The 18361-nt window shown below is 68.8% G+C and carries 10 protein-coding genes; 9 read left to right on the top strand and 1 reads right to left on the bottom strand.

Going from position 1 to position 18361, the window contains the following annotated elements:
- Window positions 1–306: 306 nt before the first annotated feature.
- Window positions 307–1164 (bottom strand): spermidine synthase, encoded by an 858-nt coding sequence (locus tag ARTHRO9V_RS13330; RefSeq protein ID WP_159827834.1) that lies wholly within the window; start codon window positions 1162–1164, stop codon window positions 307–309.
- A gap of 320 nt (window positions 1165–1484) precedes the next feature.
- Here ARTHRO9V_RS13330 and rpoB point away from each other — a divergent pair, with 320 nt between their 5' ends.
- The 9 genes from rpoB to ARTHRO9V_RS13285 all read left to right on the top strand — a co-directional run bounded on the left by rpoB (window position 1485) and on the right by ARTHRO9V_RS13285 (window position 18358).
- Window positions 1485–4976: a DNA-directed RNA polymerase subunit beta gene (gene rpoB / locus ARTHRO9V_RS13325; RefSeq protein ID WP_056043614.1), complete on the top strand. Its 3492-nt coding sequence runs from the start codon at window positions 1485–1487 to the stop codon at window positions 4974–4976.
- A 49-nt stretch (window positions 4977–5025) separates the two neighbouring features.
- Window positions 5026–8907, top strand: a complete 3882-nt coding sequence (locus tag ARTHRO9V_RS13320) for a DNA-directed RNA polymerase subunit beta' (RefSeq protein WP_056043611.1) — start codon at window positions 5026–5028, stop codon at window positions 8905–8907.
- Between the two features lie 194 nt (window positions 8908–9101).
- The gene (locus ARTHRO9V_RS13315) at window positions 9102–10304 is read left to right on the top strand and encodes an N-acetyltransferase (RefSeq protein ID WP_159827832.1); all 1203 of its coding nucleotides are present in this window, start codon (window positions 9102–9104) and stop codon (window positions 10302–10304) included.
- A gap of 165 nt (window positions 10305–10469) precedes the next feature.
- The gene (locus tag ARTHRO9V_RS13310; RefSeq protein ID WP_056043605.1) at window positions 10470–12131 is read left to right on the top strand and encodes a GspE/PulE family protein; all 1662 of its coding nucleotides are present in this window, start codon (window positions 10470–10472) and stop codon (window positions 12129–12131) included.
- A gap of 46 nt (window positions 12132–12177) precedes the next feature.
- On the top strand, window positions 12178–14202 hold the full coding sequence (locus ARTHRO9V_RS15930) for a PilT/PilU family type 4a pilus ATPase (RefSeq protein ID WP_305038406.1): 2025 nt from the start codon (window positions 12178–12180) through the stop codon (window positions 14200–14202).
- Entirely contained in the window at window positions 14202–15434 is a 1233-nt protein-coding gene (locus tag ARTHRO9V_RS13300) for a type II secretion system F family protein (protein WP_056043602.1), read from the top strand. The genes ARTHRO9V_RS15930 and ARTHRO9V_RS13300 overlap by 1 nt, the downstream gene beginning before the upstream one ends.
- A 295-nt stretch (window positions 15435–15729) precedes the next feature.
- Entirely contained in the window at window positions 15730–16200 is a 471-nt protein-coding gene (locus ARTHRO9V_RS15925) for a type II secretion system protein (protein ID WP_159827830.1), read from the top strand.
- Window positions 16201–16292: 92 nt separating this feature from the next.
- Entirely contained in the window at window positions 16293–17678 is a 1386-nt protein-coding gene (locus ARTHRO9V_RS13290; protein WP_159827828.1) for a prepilin-type N-terminal cleavage/methylation domain-containing protein, read from the top strand.
- The gene (locus tag ARTHRO9V_RS13285) at window positions 17678–18358 is read left to right on the top strand and encodes a type II secretion system protein J (RefSeq protein ID WP_056043596.1); all 681 of its coding nucleotides are present in this window, start codon (window positions 17678–17680) and stop codon (window positions 18356–18358) included. Before ARTHRO9V_RS13290 ends, ARTHRO9V_RS13285 begins: the two co-directional genes overlap by 1 nt.
- The last annotated feature ends 3 nt before the right edge of the window (window positions 18359–18361 follow it).

Raw genomic sequence — 18361 nt, 5'->3', positions numbered from 1 at the left:
GCGCCGACCAGTAGCCCGCCGCGCGGCCCCCTCCGCAACTTCCCCGGGCCGCTCTGGCCTCGTGCCGCGGCGCGCTCGTGCGGCCTCGCCGCCGTGCCCTCACGCCGCCACGAGATGGACACAGCGCCACCTTTTCGCCTGGCGTCGTGTCCACATCGTGGCGGGATGCCGGAGAGAACCGCAGTCTCTGACGGTTCTGAGTAGTCGCGGCACTGTGGCTCGTGTTCTTCTCACCTGTCGCGCCCCTCGCCTCGGCCGCCGTCGTGGGCGCCACGGGGGCGGCCCACCGGCTGGAGCGGGGCGTCGTCAGCGCGCCCCGAACACGCTCCGTGACGGCTCGGGCGAGGGCACGGCCGTCGCGTCGGTGACGACGGGCGCCCCGGCGACGAAGTCGCGCAGCTCACGGCCGTGGACGACCTTGGCCGGCAGCGGGTCCGACGAGTAGAGCCGGGGCATGCGGTCGGTCGGCAGCGGCGACGGCGAACCGATCAGCACGACGTTGCCGAAGCGACGGCCCTTGAGCGTCGCGGGGTCGGCCACGGCCACGACGTGCTCGAACACGGTCGCGAGGGTCGACGCCTGGCCGCGGGCGAAGGCCAGCCCCGCGCCGTCGGCCGAGTTGACGATCAGCATGCCGGTCGGCGACAGGAACTCGGCCGCCGCCGTGTAGAACTCGAGCGACGTGACGTGGGCGGGGATCTGCGAGCCACCGAACACGTCGACGATCAGCAGGTCGACCGTGCCGCGCAGTCCGGCGGGCAGCTTCACCATGACCTCGCGGGCGTCGCCGTAGCGCACCCGGATCGAGGCCCCCCGCGGCAGCGGCAGGGTCTCTCGCACCAGGGCCAAGAGGTCGGCCTCGAGCTCGATCACCTGCTGGCGCGAACCCGGTCGGGTGGCCTCGACGTAGCGGGGCAGGGTCAGGGCGCCGGCGCCGAGGTGCAGTGCGGTGACCGGCCCCTCGGGCAGCAGGTCGACGGCGTGCCCGATGCGCCGGACGTACTCGAAGGCCAGGTGCGTCGGGTCGTCGAGGTCGACGTGCGACTGGGGCGTGCCGTCGACGACGAGGGTGTACGAACCGGGGCGGTGCCGGTCCTCGTCCACGCGGGCGAGACCTGCCCCGATCGAGATCTCGACGGGCGGGTCGTCGTGCTGTGCGGCCATGCCCCAAGCCTCCCATCCCGGGGACGAGGAGGCGCGCGCGGCCCTCGATCCCGTGGAATGCCTGTGCATGCGCCCGGGTTATACCGAAGCTCGGGCGAAAGGTCAACGACAGGGCTTGCCAGGCGTGTCCGGGGCGACCTAGTATGGACCTTTGCGCTCCCCGTGCGTCCTGTCGTCATATTGCGGTCGACAACGTCTCGAGACACCCACCCCCGAATATGACGGCGGGGTGGATGGTGTCCGCCGGGTAGGGCCGTTCACTCACTCACCACATACTGTCCGACAGTGATGACCCGACGGGGTCCACGGAGGTTACTTCCTTGGCTGCTGCGAACAACGCATCCACCAACTCACCCAAGAACGGTCGCAACGCATCGCGGCTCTCGTTCGCCAAGATCACCGACACGCTGACGGTCCCCGACCTGCTGGCGCTCCAGACCGAGAGCTTCGACTGGCTCGTCGGCAACGACATCTGGAAGGACCGCCTCGCCGAGGCGACCGAGCAGGGTCGCACCGACCTGGCCCTCCACTCGGGCCTGGAAGAGATCTTCGAAGAGATCTCGCCGATCGAAGACCTCGGCGAGACCATGCAGCTCTCGTTCACGGCCCCCGAGCTCGAAGAGCCCAAGTACACGATCGACGAGTGCAAAGAGCGTGGCAAGACCTACGCCGCACCGCTCTACGTGAACGCCGAGTTCATGAACCACCTCACCGGTGAGATCAAGACCCAGACGGTCTTCATGGGCGACTTCCCGCTCATGACCGAGCGTGGCACGTTCATCATCAACGGCACCGAGCGTGTCGTCGTCTCGCAGCTCGTCCGCAGCCCGGGCGTCTACTTCGAGCGCGCCTCCGACAAGACCAGCGACAAGGACATCTACTCGGCTCGCGTCATCCCGAGCCGTGGTGCCTGGCTCGAGTTCGAGATCGACAAGCGCGACCAGGTCGGGGTGCGCATCGACCGCAAGCGCAAGCAGAGCGTGACCGTCTTCCTCAAGGCCCTCGGCCTGACGAGCGAAGAGATCATGGAGGAGTTCAAGGGCTTCGCCTCGATCGAGGCCACCCTCGAGAAGGACGCCATCCTCACCAAGGAAGAGGCGCTCAAGGACATCTACCGCAAGCTCCGTCCGGGCGAGCAGGTCGCTGCCGAGGCCGCGCGCGCGCTCCTCGACAACTTCTACTTCAACCACAAGCGCTACGACCTGGCCAAGGTGGGTCGCTACAAGATCAACCGCAAGCTCGGCATCGACGCGCCCCTGGGCGACTCGGTCCTGACCGTCGACGACATCGTCGCGACGATCAAGTACCTCGTGTCGCTGCACGCCGAAGAGAAGTCGATGAACGGCACGCGCGACGGCGAGCCCGTCCAGCTGCGCCTCGACGTCGACGACATCGACCACTTCGGCAACCGTCGCATCCGCGCGGTCGGCGAGCTGATCCAGAACCAGGTCCGCACCGGTCTGTCGCGCATGGAGCGCGTCGTCCGTGAGCGCATGACCACGCAGGACATCGAGGCGATCACGCCGCAGACCCTGATCAACGTGCGCCCCGTCGTCGCCGCGATCAAGGAGTTCTTCGGCACCTCGCAGCTCTCGCAGTTCATGGACCAGAACAACCCGCTCTCGGGACTGACGCACAAGCGTCGTCTGAGCGCGCTCGGCCCCGGCGGTCTGTCGCGTGAGCGCGCCGGCGTCGAGGTCCGCGACGTCCACCCCTCGCACTACGGCCGCATGTGCCCGATCGAGACCCCTGAAGGCCCGAACATCGGCCTGATCGGCTCGCTCGCGTCCTTCGCGCGCATCAACTCGTTCGGCTTCATCGAGACGCCCTACCGTCGTGTGGAGAAGGGCAACGTCACCACGACGATCGACTACCTCACCGCCTCCGAAGAGGACGACTACGTCGTCGCCCAGGCGAACGCGCCCCTCGACGACAAGTTCGACTTCGTCGACGACAAGGTGCTCGTCCGCAAGAAGGGTGGCGAGGTCGAGCTCGTCGACAAGGCCGAGGTCGACTACATGGACGTCTCGCCGCGCCAGATGGTGTCGGTGGCCACGTCGCTGATCCCGTTCCTCGAGCACGACGACGCGAACCGCGCCCTGATGGGTGCGAACATGCAGCGTCAGGCCGTCCCGCTCGTCCGCAGCGAGAGCCCCCTCGTCGGCACCGGCATGGAGGGCTACACCGCGATCGACGCCGGTGACGTCGTCACCGCCGACGCCGCGGGCGTGGTCTCCGAGGTGTCGGCCGACGTCGTCACCGTCCAGCTCGACGACGGCGGCACGCAGGACTACTACCTGCGCAAGTTCGACCGCTCGAACCAGGGCGCCAGCTACAACCACCGCGTGATCGTCGACGCCGGCCAGCGTGTCGAGGTCGGCGAGGTCATCGCCGACGGTCCCGCGACCGAGAACGGCGAGCTCGCGCTCGGCAAGAACCTGCTCGTCGCGTTCATGCCCTGGGAGGGCTACAACTACGAGGACGCGATGATCCTGTCGCAGAACCTCATCAAGGACGACACGCTCTCGTCGATCCACATCGAAGAGTACGAAGTCGACGCCCGCGACACGAAGCTCGGCAAGGAGGAGATCACCCGTGATCTCCCCAACGTCAGCCCCGACCTGCTGGCCGACCTCGACGAGCGCGGCATCATCCGCATCGGTGCCGAGGTGCGCCCCGGCGACATCCTCGTCGGCAAGGTCACGCCCAAGGGCGAGACCGAGCTCAGCGCCGAAGAGCGCCTGCTGCGTGCGATCTTCAACGAGAAGAGCCGTGAGGTCCGCGACACGTCCCTGAAGGTGCCCCACGGCGAGCAGGGAACGGTCATCGGCGTCAAGGTCTTCGACTCGCAGGACGGCGACGACGAGCTCGGCTCGGGCGTCAACCAGCGCGTCGTCGTCTTCATCGCCCAGAAGCGCAAGATCACGGCGGGCGACAAGCTCGCCGGTCGTCACGGCAACAAGGGCGTCATCTCGACGATCCTGCCGGTCGAGGACATGCCGTTCCTCGCGGACGGCACGCCGGTCGACATCATCCTCAACCCGCTGGGCGTCCCCGGTCGGATGAACTTCGGCCAGGTGCTCGAGATCCACCTCGGGTGGATCGCGGCGCAGGGCTGGAACGTCGAGGGCGTCCAGGAGTGGGCGAAGAACCTGCCCGAAGAGGCGCTCAGCGCCGCTCCCGGCACGAAGGTCGCCACCCCGGTGTTCGACGGTGCCGCCGAGCGCGAGATCGAGGGTCTGCTCGACTCGACCCTGCCGACCCGCGACGGTGAGCGTCTGATCGGTTCGTCCGGCAAGGCGCGCCTGTTCGACGGTCGCTCGGGTGAGCCGTTCCCGAACCCGATCTCGGTCGGTTACATGTACATCCTGAAGCTGCACCACCTCGTCGACGACAAGATCCACGCGCGTTCGACGGGCCCGTACTCGATGATCACGCAGCAGCCGCTGGGTGGTAAGGCACAGTTCGGTGGCCAGCGCTTCGGTGAGATGGAGGTCTGGGCCCTCGAGGCCTACGGCGCCGCGTACGCGCTGCAAGAGCTCCTGACCATCAAGTCGGACGACATCCTCGGCCGCGTGAAGGTGTACGAAGCCATCGTCAAGGGCGAGAACATCCAGGAGCCCGGCATCCCCGAGAGCTTCAAGGTCCTCATCAAAGAGATGCAGTCGCTCTGCCTGAACGTCGAGGTCCTCTCGGCCGACGGCCAGACGGTCAGCCTGCGCGACACGGACGACGAGGTCTTCCGTGCCGCCGAAGAGCTCGGCATCAACATCTCCTCCCGCTTCGAATCGTCGAACGTCGACGAGATCTAAGCCCCCTTCCCACAACGACACGTCGATACATCTGACAAGGGATTAAATTTTGATCGAAGCAACAACTTTCGATGAGCTGCGGATCGGCCTCGCCACTGCCGAGAACATCCGCGCCTGGTCGCACGGTGAGGTCAAGAAGCCGGAGACCATCAACTACCGCACGCTGAAGCCCGAGAAGGACGGCCTCTTCGGAGAGCAGATCTTCGGGCCGTCGCGTGACTGGGAGTGCGCGTGCGGCAAGTACAAGCGCGTCCGCTTCAAGGGCATCGTCTGCGAGCGCTGCGGCGTCGAGGTCACGAAGTCGTCCGTGCGTCGTGAGCGCATGGGCCACATCGAGCTCGCCGCTCCCGTCACGCACATCTGGTACTTCAAGGGCGTCCCCTCGCGCTTGGGCTACCTGCTCGACATGGCCCCGAAGGACCTCGAGAAGGTCATCTACTTCGCGGCCTACATGGTCATCTCGATCGACGAAGAGGGCCGTCACGCCGACATGCCCGGGCTCGAGAACGAGCTCCGCCTCGAGATCAAGCAGCTCGAGTCGCAGCGCGACACGCGCATCGCCGACCGCCTCCAGAAGCTCGAGGACGACCTGGCCGTCCTCGAGGAAGAAGGCGCGAAGAGCGACCAGAAGCGTCGTGCGAAGGACGGCGCCGAGAAAGAGATGTCGCAGACGCGCAAGTCGTTCGACGAGGACATCAACCGCCTCGAGCGCGTCTGGGAGGACTTCCGCAACCTCAAGGTCGGCGACCTCAAGCCCGAGGACGCCGTCTTCCACGAGCTGCAGGACCGCTTCGGCATCTACTTCGAGGCCCACATGGGCGCCGAGGCGATCAAGAAGCGCCTCGAGGGCTTCGACCTCACCACCGAGGCCGAGAACCTCCACCTGCAGATCTCCGAGGGCAAGGGTCAGAAGAAGATCCGCGCCATCAAGCGCCTGCGCGTCGTCAGCTCGTTCCTGGCCACCGGCAACTCGCCGGCCGCCATGGTCCTCGACGTCGTCCCGGTCATCCCGCCCGAGCTGCGCCCGATGGTGCAGCTGGACGGTGGCCGTTTCGCGACCAGCGACCTGAACGACCTCTACCGTCGCGTGATCAACCGCAACAACCGCCTCCGCCGCCTGCTCGACCTCGGTGCTCCCGAGATCATCGTGAACAACGAGAAGCGCATGCTGCAAGAGGCCGTCGACGCCCTGTTCGACAACGGTCGTCGCGGTCGTCCCGTCACGGGTACCGGCAACCGCGCCCTGAAGTCCCTGAGCGACATGCTCAAGGGAAAGCAGGGTCGCTTCCGCCAGAACCTGCTCGGCAAGCGCGTCGACTACTCGGGTCGTTCGGTCATCATCGTCGGCCCGACGCTGAAGCTGCACCAGTGCGGTCTGCCCAAGCAGATGGCCCTCGAGCTGTTCAAGCCGTTCGTCATCAAGCGCCTGATCGACCTGAGCCACGCTCAGAACATCAAGTCGGCCAAGCGCATGGTCGAGCGTTCGCGCCCGCAGGTCTGGGACGTCCTCGAAGAGATCATCCGCGAGCGCCCCGTGCTGCTGAACCGTGCGCCCACGCTGCACCGTCTCGGCATCCAGGCGTTCGAGCCCCAGCTGGTCGAGGGCAAGGCCATCCAGCTGCACCCGCTCGTCTGCGCGGCGTTCAACGCCGACTTCGACGGTGACCAGATGGCCGTGCACCTGCCGCTGTCCGTCGAGGCCCAGGCCGAGGCGCGCATCCTGATGCTCGCGTCGAACAACATCCTGAAGCCGTCCGACGGTCGTCCGGTGACCCTGCCCGCACAGGACATGATCATCGGTCTGCACTACCTCACGACGGTCACCGAGGGTGCCGAGGGTGAAGGCCGTGCCTTCTCGTCGGTCGCCGAGGCGATCCTCGCGAAGGACCAGGGCACGCTCGACCTCAACGCGATGGTCAAGATCCGCATGAACGGCGTGCACTTCGCCGAGGGCGAGGCTCCCGAGGGCTACGAGGTCGGGCAGGACATCCTGCTCGAGACGACCCTCGGTCGCGCGCTCTTCAACGAGAACCTGCCGGCGGACTACCCGTTCGTCCAGCAGGTGACCGACAAGGGCATGCTCTCGACGATCGTCAACGACCTCGCCGAGCGCTACCCGAAGGTCGCCGTCGCGGCGGCACTCGACAACATCAAGGACGCGGGCTTCTACTGGGCCTCGCGTTCGGGTGTCACCGTCGCGCTGTCCGACGTGCTCACGCCTCCGCGCAAGCCCGAGATCGTCGCGGGTTACGAGAAGCAGGCCGCCGCCGTGCAGTCCGAGTTCGACAAGGGTCTGATCTCGGACGCCGAGCGTCGCGCCGACCTGATCAAGATCTGGACGGAGGCCACGAACGAGGTCGCCGCCGAGATGCGCGCGAACTTCCCGATCGACAACACCATCAACCGCATGGTGACGTCGGGTGCTCGTGGTAACTGGCTGCAGGTGCGCAACATCGCCGGCATGCGAGGCCTGGTGAACAACCCGAAGGGTGACATCATCCCGCGCCCGATCATCTCCTCGTACCGCGAGGGTCTGTCGGTGGCCGAGTACTTCATCGCGACGCACGGTGCCCGCAAGGGTCTGGCCGACACGGCCCTCCGTACGGCCGACTCGGGGTACCTGACCCGTCGTCTCGTCGACGTGTCGCAGGACGTCATCATCCGTGAGGACGACTGCGGCACCTCGCGCGGCCTCGAGATGCCGATCGCCGCACCCGACGCCAACGGCGTCATGGTGCGCGACGCGACCGTCGAGAACACCGTGTTCGCACGGTCGCTCGCGGCTGCCGCGGTGGACGCGAAGGGCACGGTGCTGGCCGAGGCCGGCGCCGACGTCGGAGACGTGCTGATCGACGAGCTCGTGGCGGCCGGTGTCGAGACCATCAAGGTCCGCTCCGTCCTCACCTGTGAGGCCGCCGTCGGTGTCTGCGCCCAGTGCTACGGCCGCTCGCTGGCCACCGGCAACCTGGTCGACATCGGTGAGGCCGTCGGCATCATCGCGGCCCAGTCGATCGGTGAGCCCGGCACGCAGCTGACCATGCGTACCTTCCACACCGGTGGTTCGGCCTCGGCCGACGACATCACGCAGGGTCTGCCCCGCGTGACCGAGCTGTTCGAGGCGCGTACCCCCAAGGGTGCGTCCCCGATCGCCGACTCGGCCGGTCGCATCACGATCGAGGACACCGACAAGGCTCGCCGCGTCATCCTGCAGCCCGACAACGGCGACGAAGAAGTGATCTACCCCGTGCTCAAGCGTTCGACCCTCCTCGTCGAGGACGGTCAGCACGTCGAGCTCGGTGAGCAGATCATCGCCGGTGCGGTGGACCCGAAAGAGGTCCTGCGCGTCAAGGGCGTCCGTGCGGTGCAGCAGCACCTCGTGGGTGGCGTCCAGGACGTCTACCGCTCGCAGGGCGTGCCGATCCACGACAAGCACATCGAGGTCATCGTCCGTCAGATGCTCCGCAAGGTCACGGTCGTCGACCACGCCGACACCGACCTGCTGCCCGGTGAGCTCGTCGACCGGTCGAAGTACAACGAGATCAACCGTGCGGCACTGACCGAGGGCAAGCGGACCGCGTCCGCTCGTCAAGAGGTCATGGGCATCACGAAGGCCTCGCTGGCGACCGAGTCGTGGCTGTCCGCCGCGTCCTTCCAGGAGACGACCCGCGTCCTGACGCAGGCCGCCATGGAAGGCAAGAGCGACCCGCTGGTCGGTCTGAAGGAGAACGTCATCATCGGAAAGCTCATCCCCGCGGGCACCGGCCTGTCGCGTTACCGCGACGTGTCGGTCGAGGCGACGGAAGAAGCGAAGGCGGAGCGGTACCCCAACCGCGTCTTCACCGACGACGCGTCGTTCAACGAAGCCGACCTGAGCTTCGTGGACTTCGACTCCTTCTCGTCGGACGACTTCACCCCCGGCACCTACAACTGAGAACCCCGTCAGGAGGCGCGGTGAGGGTCTGACCCCCACCGCGCCTCCTGAGGGCCTCACCTCGAAGGGCCCCGGCTCGCACCCTGTGCGGACCGGGGCCCTTCGTCGTCCCTCCTGGTCGGGGCGGCGACGCGAGCGGGTGTTCCCCCGTCGGGCTGAGGCGACGGCGGGAGCCGACCCGGCAGGATGGAGGGATGCCTGACGACCAGCCCGACGAGACCGCCACCCTGACGACCGGCGTCGCCGCCACTGCTGCCGCCGCCACGGCCGCCGCCGCCGTCGGGGCACCGGCCACACCGCCCCCGGTCGTCGTCGCCCGAGGCGAGGCCGCCGAGGGGGTCCGCATCGGCACGGCCGACCGCCCCGTCCGCGAGCGGGTGACGGCACCCGACGTCGTGGTGTCACCGGAGCCCGTCGCCGGTGTCACCTGGCGACCGCTCACCCTCGACGACCTCGTGCCCCTGCACGCGCTCTGTGCCCGCATCGGGTCGGTCGACCACCCCGACCGCGGCCACGCGCTCGAGGTCGTGCGTGACGACCTCACGTCGCCCGGCGTCGACCTCGTGCGGGACAGCATCGTCGGGGTGGATGCCGACGGCCGCTTCGTCGCCTGGGGCCTCAGCCACCTCGGCCCGACGCGGGTCAGCCTCGTGCGGGTGGGGGTCCCCGGCGGTGTCGACCCCGGCCGACGCGGCGAGGGTCTCGGTCGCCGCCTCCTGGAGTGGCAACGGGTCCGGGGCGAGCAGCACCTGGCCACCTGTGACGAGGTGCTGCCGGCCGGTCTCGTGACCGACGTCGAGGAGGACGCCCTCGCCACGCGGGCGGCGTTCCGTCGGGCGGGGTTCGACGAGTCGCGATGGTGGACCGAGCTGCGGCGCGACCTGACGGAACCGATCGAGCGCGTCGCGCTCGACCCGGCCGTCCGCCTGGTCACGATGACCGACGAGTGGGTCGAGGCGACGCGCCAGGCCCGCAACGACGCCTTCCGTGACCACTGGGGCAGCCAGCCGACGAGCGAGGAGCGCTGGGGTCGGATGGTCGGTGCCGGCACCTTCCGGCAGGACCTCTCGCTGCTGGCCGTCGCCCGTCCCCTCGACGACCCCGAGGCCGCCGAGCAGGTCGTCGCGTTCGTGCTGAGCGACGTCGACCCCGAGGACTGGGCGGCCCTGGGGCGGCGGTGCGCCTACGTCGAGTACGTCGGCGTCCGGCGCTCCTGGCGGGGACGGCACCTCGCGCAGTCCCTGCTCGCGTCGACGCTGGAGGCGCACGTCGCCGAGGGGCTCGAGGTCACCGTGCTCGACGTCGACTCCGTGAGCCCGACGGGCGCCCTGGGGCTCTACGACCGGGCCGGGTTCGTCGCCGCGAGGCGCTCCGCCACGGTGGTCCGCGCCTACTGAGTCAGACCGGGGGGCGACCGGCGCACCCCTTCGAGGGGCACCCGCTCTGGGACGTGCCGCCGACGGCGTCGCCGCCGTAGCGTGAGGCAAGCTCGGACCCGACCCCGAGCGTCGAACGGCCTCGTCGTCCTACCCCCGAGGCCCTGTACTTCCGAGGAGGTACGCGTGGCTTCCATGACCGAGATCCTGATCTTGCACGGGCTATTGCCGATCGAGCAGCTCGACGTGATCCCGCGCGGCCCTGCCGAGGAAGAGGCGTCCATCCGCGACCTCCTCTCGCGAGGCGTCGTCACCGAGATGCAGGTGGCGAGGGCCCGGGCCACCGCCGCCGACCTCGACTTCGTCGAGCTGATCGACTACCCGGTCGACCGCTCGGCCGTGACGATGGTGCCCGCGGCCGTGTGCCGACGGCACAAGGTCCTGCCGATCGGCGTGCGCGACGGTGCGTTGATCCTCGCCATGGAGGACCCGGGCGACGTCTTCGCCATCGACGACGTCCGCGCCGGCCTGCGCATGGGCGTCGACCCCGTCGTCGCCGAGAAGAACGACCTGCGCGCCGCCATCGACCGGTACCTGCGTGCCGACGACGAGCTCAACGACCTGACGTCGACCCTCGAAGAGGAGAGGGCGCACGAGACGGCGGCCGACATCACGGACGGCCCCGACGACGACGTGCCGATCGTCCGGTTCGTCAACCTGCTCGTCAGCCAGGCGATCACCGACCACGCCTCCGACATCCACATCGAGCCGTCCGAGACCGACGTGCGCATCCGGTACCGCATCGACGGCGTGCTGCACGAGATGCAGCCGGCGCCCAAGGCGATCCAGAACGGCGTGATCTCGCGCCTCAAGATCATGAGCGAGATCGACATCGCCGAGCGCCGCAAGCCGCAGGACGGCCGCATGTCGGTCCGCCACGGCGGGCGGCAGATCGACCTGCGGGTGGCGACGCTGCCGACCGTCTGGGGCGAGAAGGTCGTGATGCGCATCCTCGACAACTCGAACACCTCGATGAGCCTGCGCGACCTCAACCTGCTCGAGCGCAACTTCGACGTCTACGCCGAGTCGTACTCGAAGCCCTACGGCATGATCCTCGTCACCGGCCCCACGGGTTCCGGCAAGTCGACGACGCTGTACACGACGCTGAACGCCGTCGCCCGTCCCGAGATCAACGTCATCACGGTCGAGGACCCGGTCGAGTACCGGATGAAGGGCATCAACCAGGTGCAGGTCAACCCCAAGGCGGGCCTGACCTTCGCGAGTGCGCTCCGCAGCATCCTGCGGTCCGACCCCGACGTCGTCCTGCTCGGCGAGATACGTGACCACGAGACGGCGCAGATCGCGATCGAGGCGTCGCTGACCGGCCACCTCGTGTTGAGCACGTTGCACACGAACGACGCCCCGAGCGCGATCACCCGACTCACCGAGATGGGCATCGAGCCCTTCCTCGTCGGGTCGGCCATCGACTGCGTCGTCGCCCAGCGCCTCGCGCGCCGGCTCTGCGACCGGTGCAAGACGCCCACGGCCTACTCCCCGTTGCAGCTGGCCCACCTGAAGTTCCGGGTCGAGCCCGACGAGAACCCCACGGTGTACCAGCCGGTGGGCTGCCAGCAGTGCTCGAACACGGGCTACCGCGGCCGCATCGCGCTGCACGAGGTGATGAGCGTCTCCGAGGACATCGAGCGACTCGCGGTGAGCCGTGCGTCCAGCGCCGAGATCGGCAGGGTCGCCCGCGAGCAGGGCATGTTGAGCCTGCGTCAGGACGGTTGGGAGAAGGCCAAGCTCGGCCTCACCAGCGTCGAAGAGATCCTGCGGGTCGTCGCGTGACGCCCGCCTCCGGCCGAGCCCGGACCGACCACGAGGAGCCCCTCTCATGAGCGCTTCGATCTACGACATCCCCGACGACGCAGCCGCCGAGGACGCCGCCCTCGCGGGGTGGACGCCGGGCCGTCCGGGCAACGAGGTCCGGTCCGCCACCGCCACCGCGACCGCGACCGGCTCCGCGACCGCGTCGTCGACGGCTCCGGCCGACGCGTCGCCGTTCCCGTCCGCTCCCGCGTCGCCCGGTGGTGCCGCGACGGGCCCCGTCTACAGCCTCGACGGAGGCCAGGACCCGGTCATGGGCTGGACGCCCACGCGTGCCCCCTCGAGCCGTCGCGCCGCGCGGCTGGCCGAGGCGCTGGTCGACAAGGCCGCGCTGGCCGACCAGGAGGCCCTGCTCGTCCCCGACACCGGCCCCTCGCCCGTCCTGCCCCGATCGGCCGTGGCCCCGTCGTCGGTCTCCGCGCCCTCCTCCGTGGTCACGTCGCCCGCGGCAGCCGCCCCGGCACCGCTCAGCCCGCCCCCCGCCGGCCACGTGCTCCCGTCGACGCCGCGACCCGGCTGGGTCGACCCGCGCTTCGAGGAGCCGATCCGCGCCTCCCGGGCTCAGGCGTCCCCCCTGCAGGAGGCGCGGGCCGGCTCCGCGACGGACCTCGCCGCCCCCGCCCCCACCGTCGCGAACCCGGCCGCGGTCGGCACCCCGGCCGGCACGACGGCCACGTCGGCGTCGCTCGCGTCGTCCTCGCCGTTCGCCGCCGAGGGCGTCGTCCTGCCGAGCCCTGCCGGCGCCTCGGCCGGCCCGACCGCGACGGCCCCCTGGGACGCGCCGGCTCCGCAGCACGTCGCCGCCGACGCGCCGACCGCCGTCCTCGCGACGGCCGAGGACGCGGCCGACTTCCACGGCATCGAGCTGCACCGCCACCCGCGCGACCACGCGCACGCCGGGCTCGTCTCGGCGCTGATCCAGGTCGTGCTGCAGAACGCCTCCGACCTCCACGTCACCACCGACGCCATGCCCACGATCCGCGTCGACGGCGACCTCCGACCCGCCCTCGCCGGCGGTACGGTCTGGGACGCGGCCATCGTCCGCACGGCGCTGGAGAGCCTGCTCACGCCCGAGCAGCAGCAGCGCTTCGACGAGGAGCTCGAGCTCGACTTCGCCTACTCGCTCTCGGACGAGTCGCGCTTCCGCGTGAACTTCTACCAGCAGCGCGGCTCGTTGGGGGCGGCCTTCCGGTTGATCCCCACCGAGATCAAGCAGCTCGGCGACCTGGGCGTGCCCGAGTCGGTGTCGACCTTCGCCAAGCTCCCGCGCGGTCTCGTGCTCGTCACGGGCCCCACGGGTTCGGGCAAGTCGACGACCCTCGCGGCGCTGATCGACCTCGTCAACCGCACGCGGGCCGACCACATCGTGACGGTCGAGGACCCGATCGAGTTCATGCACCAGCACAAGAAGTCGCTCGTGAACCAGCGAGAGGTCGGGCACGACACCCACAGCTTCGCGGCGGCGCTCAAGCACGTGCTGCGGCAGGACCCCGACGTCATCCTCATCGGCGAGCTCCGCGACCTCGAGACCATCTCGGTCGCGCTGACCGCCGCCGAGACCGGCCACCTCGTCTTCGCGACGCTGCACACGCAGAGCGCGGCGCAGACCATCGACCGCGTCATCGACGTGTTCCCGCCGTACCAGCAGGACCAGGTGCGCACCCAGCTCGCCTCGACGCTGCAGGGCGTCGTCTGCCAGACGCTGCTGCCCAAGGCCAGCGGCCGCGGCCGGGTCGTGGCGACCGAGATCATGATGATGACCCCGGCCATCGGCAACCTCGTGCGCGAGGGCAAGACGTACCAGATCGCGTCGTCGATGCAGGCGGGCCGCGACCTCGGCATGCACACGATGGACCAGAAGCTCGCCGACCTGGTGAACACCGGCGTCGTGACGCACAAGGCCGCGATGGAGAAGGTGCACGACCGTGAAGGGTTCGACCGCCTCGTGACGCGAGTGATCAACAAGTCCGAGAGCCAGGGGCTCGACAGCGGCATCGACTTCGGCGACTCGTTCTCGGGCGGGGCCGCCTGATGGCCGGGGCAGTCGCCTACGCCTACAAGGGGCGTGACGGGGCCGGCAAGGTCGTCAAGGGCAAGGTCGACGCGTCGAGCGAGGGCGCGGTCATCACCCGCCTCCGCACGATGGGCGTGCAGCCGATCTCGATCAGCGAGGCGGGTGCCGGCACCGGCCTGCAGCGCGAGGTGTCGATCCCCGGGCTCGGCGACCGTGCGGTCAAGATGAAGGACATCGCGGTCATGTCGCGCCAGATGGCGACCATGATCGGTTCGGGGCTGTCGCTGCTGCGCACCCTGACGATCCTCGCCGACCAGGTCGACAACAAGCGGCTGGCCAAGATCATGGCCGAGGTGCGCGACGACGTCGAGACCGGCGTCTCGTTCTCGGACGCGGTCGGCAAGCACGACAAGGACTTCCCTCCGCTGATGATCAACATGATCAAGGCGGGCGAGACCGGCGGGTTCCTCGACAAGGCGCTCGAGTCGACGGCCGAGAACTTCGAGAAGGAGGTGGCGCTGCGGTCGACGATCAAGTCGGCCATGACCTACCCCGTCGTCGTGCTCGTCATGTCGCTCGTCGCGGTCGTCATCATGCTGCTGTTCATCGTCCCGATCTTCCAGGACATGTTCACCAACCTCGGCGGCCAGCTGCCGTTGCCGACGATGATGCTCGTCTACGCGTCGCGGGCGATGCCGTACGTCGTGCCGGCCGGCATCGTCGTGGGGATCGCGTTCTCGATCTGGTGGCGGACGAACAAGAACTCGGTCAAGGTGCGGGCGTTCCTCGACCCGCTGAAGCTGAAGCTGCCCGTCTTCGGCGCGCTGTTCCGGAAGATCGCGATCGCGCGGTTCAGCCGCAACTTCTCGAACATGATCGGCGCCGGCGTGCCCATCCTCACGGCTCTGCGCATCGTGGGCGAGGTGTCGGGCAACTACGTGCTCGAGGAGGCGCTGGTCAAGGTGGCCGAGTCGGTGCGGCAGGGCGAGTCCATCGCCGGCCCGCTGACCGAGTCGGGCGTCTTCCCGTCGATGGTCACGCAGATGATCTCGGTCGGCGAGGACTCGGGTTCGCTGCAGACGATGCTCGAGAAGGTCGCGGACTTCTACGACCAAGAGGTGAAGTCGACGACCGAGTCGCTGACGGCCCTGATCGAGCCCCTCCTGATCGCCTTCCTCGGCGTCGTCGTCGGCGGCATGATCGTGGCGCTGTACCTGCCCATCTTCCAGATCACCTCGCTGATCAAGTAACACACCAGGCACCCCCGCAGGAGGCGCGGGCCGGCTCACGAGGCCGGCTCGCGCCTCCTTCTCGTCCCGGACGTCCGGCGACCGTGCGGTCTACCCCGCAAACGGGTGCTGACCAGCGATTTCCGGCCTTTCGGGGGATACCCGAACTGGGGCCGTGTCGCAGGCCAAAACCCCCCTTCCAAGGGATTCTGGGGCACTTTCCCAGGTGGCACCATCGATCTCGGCGGGAGCTCAGTGACCGCCTCACCCCCTCACCGGGCATCACTCCCGCACCCGATCGAACAGGACCAGCGACATGTACTTCACCCTCATGGGCAAGCTCAGCGCCCGCCGCCAGAACCTCACCGAAGACAAGGACAAGGGCTTCACCCTGATCGAGCTCCTCGTCGTCGTCATCATCATCGGCATCCTCGCCGCGATCGCCATCCCGGTGTACCTCGGCGTGCAGAACAACGCCAAGGACTCGTCGGTCAAGAACGACCTGACGAACGCCAAGACCGCCGTCATCAGCGTCCAGACGAACACCGGCAAGCTGCCCGCCGCCGGCGTACTCGACCCGGCGAACGCCGACCTCAAGGCCGGTGGACTGACCAAGGGCGACAACTCGGGCGACCTCACCATGACCGTCGGGGGCACCACCGCCGCACCGACCTTCTGCATCTCGTCCACCAGCACCGCCACGTCGAAGACCTACGCGACGAGCGACGTCGTCGGCACGGCCGAGGGCACGTGCTCGTCGTCTGGTGTCTTCACGAAGAAGGCCTAGCCACCAGTTCTGCGGGGGTGGTGGCCGCGCCGTCGGCTACCACCCCCGCCTTCCCGCTGATCCGCCCCTGACCCGACCGGGAGGTGACCACCATGTTCCAGAAGCTCAGCCAGCGCCTCCGTCCGTCCGACGACGTCGACCGCGATGCGGGCCTGACCCTCGTCGAGGTGATGGTCGCCATGATGGTCTTCGCGATCATCTCGGTCGGTGTCGCCTACTCCATCACCAACGCGCTCGTCCTGACCCGTGAGTCACGGGCGCGGGCGATCGCCACCAACCTCGCCGCGCAGCAGATCGACCTGGTGCGGGCCACCCAGAACGTCTTCACCGTCGACGACAAGCAGATCGACAACACGGTCTCGGGCATCGACTTCCGTCTGTCGCAGACGGTGCGCTGGGTCGACTCGACCTCGACCGTCACCGACTGCGGCACCGGTACCGGAACCCTGCAGTACAAAGCCGTCACCATCAGCGTCAGCTACTCCGGCCAACGGTCGATCACCGCACCCGTGACGACCGAGACCGTGCTCGCCCCGAGCGACCGCATCAACGACCCGGCCCTCGGCACGATCGTCGTCAAGGTCACCGGCGCCGGCGGCACCGGCAATCCGGGCGTCGCCGTCGCCATCGCACCGGCGGCCGTGCCGAACGGCGCCTCGGCGCCCACGACCCCGGCCGTCACGAACACCCAGGGCTGCACGTACGCGCTCAAGGTGAAGCCGGGCAACTACTCCGTCGGCGTCGTCGAGTCGGGCAACCTCGACATCAAGCAGGTCGCCGCCCCGAAGACCACGCCCGTCGTCGTCAAGGCCGGCACCTCGTCGTCGGTCAGCTTCACCTACGACACGGCCGCCACGTACACGCTCAAGTACGCCTCGAACTACAGCAGCAGCGTCCTGTTGCCGACCGACCTCGAGACCACGTTCGTCAGCACCCTCGGCGGGGTCCAGACGGTCAAGTCCGCCGCGAACCCCGCGACCCTCTTCCCCGTGGCCTACACCGTCATGGCCGGGGGCTACGTCGCCCCGATCAAGGACGACAAGGGCGTCGTCACGAACACGCCGTGCGTCGACGTCGACCCGTCGGCCTGGGCCGCGACCCCCGGAAACGGTGCCGGCCAGCCGCTCACGGCAGTCGCCGCGCCACCCGGCGGCACCGCCACGGTCGACGTCCCGATGGGTGTCGTGCGCCTGCCGAAGATGAACGGCACGGCCACGGTCGTCGCCACCTCGGTCGGCACCAAGGCCAACGGTGACCCGGGCTGCAACACGAACAAGGCCTACACCTTCACCGTCAGCGGCCAGAAAGACGTGGCGCTGCCGTTCGGCACCTGGAAGTTCTCCGTCGTCGTGCTCGACCTCCTCGGCGTCGTGACGGCGCAGAGCCCGGTCACCCTCGACGCCGACGCGATCCGCACCCGCGGCACGATCGACAAGTCGACCGGTGCGGCCACCCTCGACCCCCGACCGGCCGGCTGATGACCATCGCCCTCGCCCGCCGCCTGCGCCGGCTCGTCGACCAGCCCGAACGGGGCATCTCGCTCGCCGAGATGCTCGTCGCCATGGCGCTCTTCGCCGTCCTCATGGCCCTCACCGGGGGCTTCGTCGTCACGGCGTACCGTGCCTCGGCCTCGAGCCGCACGATCGACGCCGCCACCCGTACGGCCACGGTCGGCATGACCGAGGTCACCCGCACCGTCCGGGCCGCGACGAACAACCCGGTCTCGACCTCGAACATCGCCGACGCCGCGTTCGTCACGGCGACCGACCAGAGCCTCAAGATCTACGCCTACGTCAACCTCGCGTCGTCCGAGGAGAAGCCCGTGACCGTCGAGTTCAAGGTCGTCGACGGCAAGCTCGTCGAGACCACCTGGGCGTCGTACGACCTCGGCGGCGGCTACTGGGGGTTCCAGACCACCCCGAGCTCGGTCCGTACGATCGCCTCGCCCGTCGTGGGCACGGCGCAGGGTGCACCCGCGCTGTTCCGTTACGTCGACTCGGGGGGCTCGACGATCCCGCTGACCGCGGGAGCCGTGCCGATCGGCCTGGTCCGGGGCATCTCGGCCGTGCAGGTCTCGCTGCAGGTCGGCTCGTCCGCCGATCTGTCGAAGTCCACCGTCCTGACCAACACGGTCGGCCTGCCCAACCTGACGTCGTAGGAG

It is taken from the genome of Frigoribacterium sp. 9N (genome assembly GCF_902506305.1).
In the GTDB taxonomy this organism is placed as follows: domain Bacteria; phylum Actinomycetota; class Actinomycetes; order Actinomycetales; family Microbacteriaceae; genus Frigoribacterium.
The sequence above is the reverse complement of the archived record's forward strand: the minus strand, read 5'-3'. Positions and strand labels throughout refer to the sequence as shown.

What these genes read in the sequence shown, in the direction of transcription:
- ARTHRO9V_RS13300 (WP_056043602.1), top strand. Translation starts at nt 14,202, where the DNA reads ATGGCCGGGGCAGTCGCCTACGCCTACAAGGGGCGTGACGGGGCCGGC.
- ARTHRO9V_RS15925 (WP_159827830.1), top strand. Translation starts at nt 15,730, where the DNA reads ATGTACTTCACCCTCATGGGCAAGCTCAGCGCCCGCCGCCAGAACCTC.
- ARTHRO9V_RS15930 (WP_305038406.1), top strand. Translation starts at nt 12,178, where the DNA reads ATGAGCGCTTCGATCTACGACATCCCCGACGACGCAGCCGCCGAGGAC.
- ARTHRO9V_RS13290 (WP_159827828.1), top strand. Translation starts at nt 16,293, where the DNA reads ATGTTCCAGAAGCTCAGCCAGCGCCTCCGTCCGTCCGACGACGTCGAC.
- ARTHRO9V_RS13285 (WP_056043596.1), top strand. Translation starts at nt 17,678, where the DNA reads ATGACCATCGCCCTCGCCCGCCGCCTGCGCCGGCTCGTCGACCAGCCC.
- ARTHRO9V_RS13330 (WP_159827834.1), bottom strand. Translation starts at nt 1,164, where the DNA reads ATGGCCGCACAGCACGACGACCCGCCCGTCGAGATCTCGATCGGGGCA.
- ARTHRO9V_RS13315 (WP_159827832.1), top strand. Translation starts at nt 9,102, where the DNA reads ATGCCTGACGACCAGCCCGACGAGACCGCCACCCTGACGACCGGCGTC.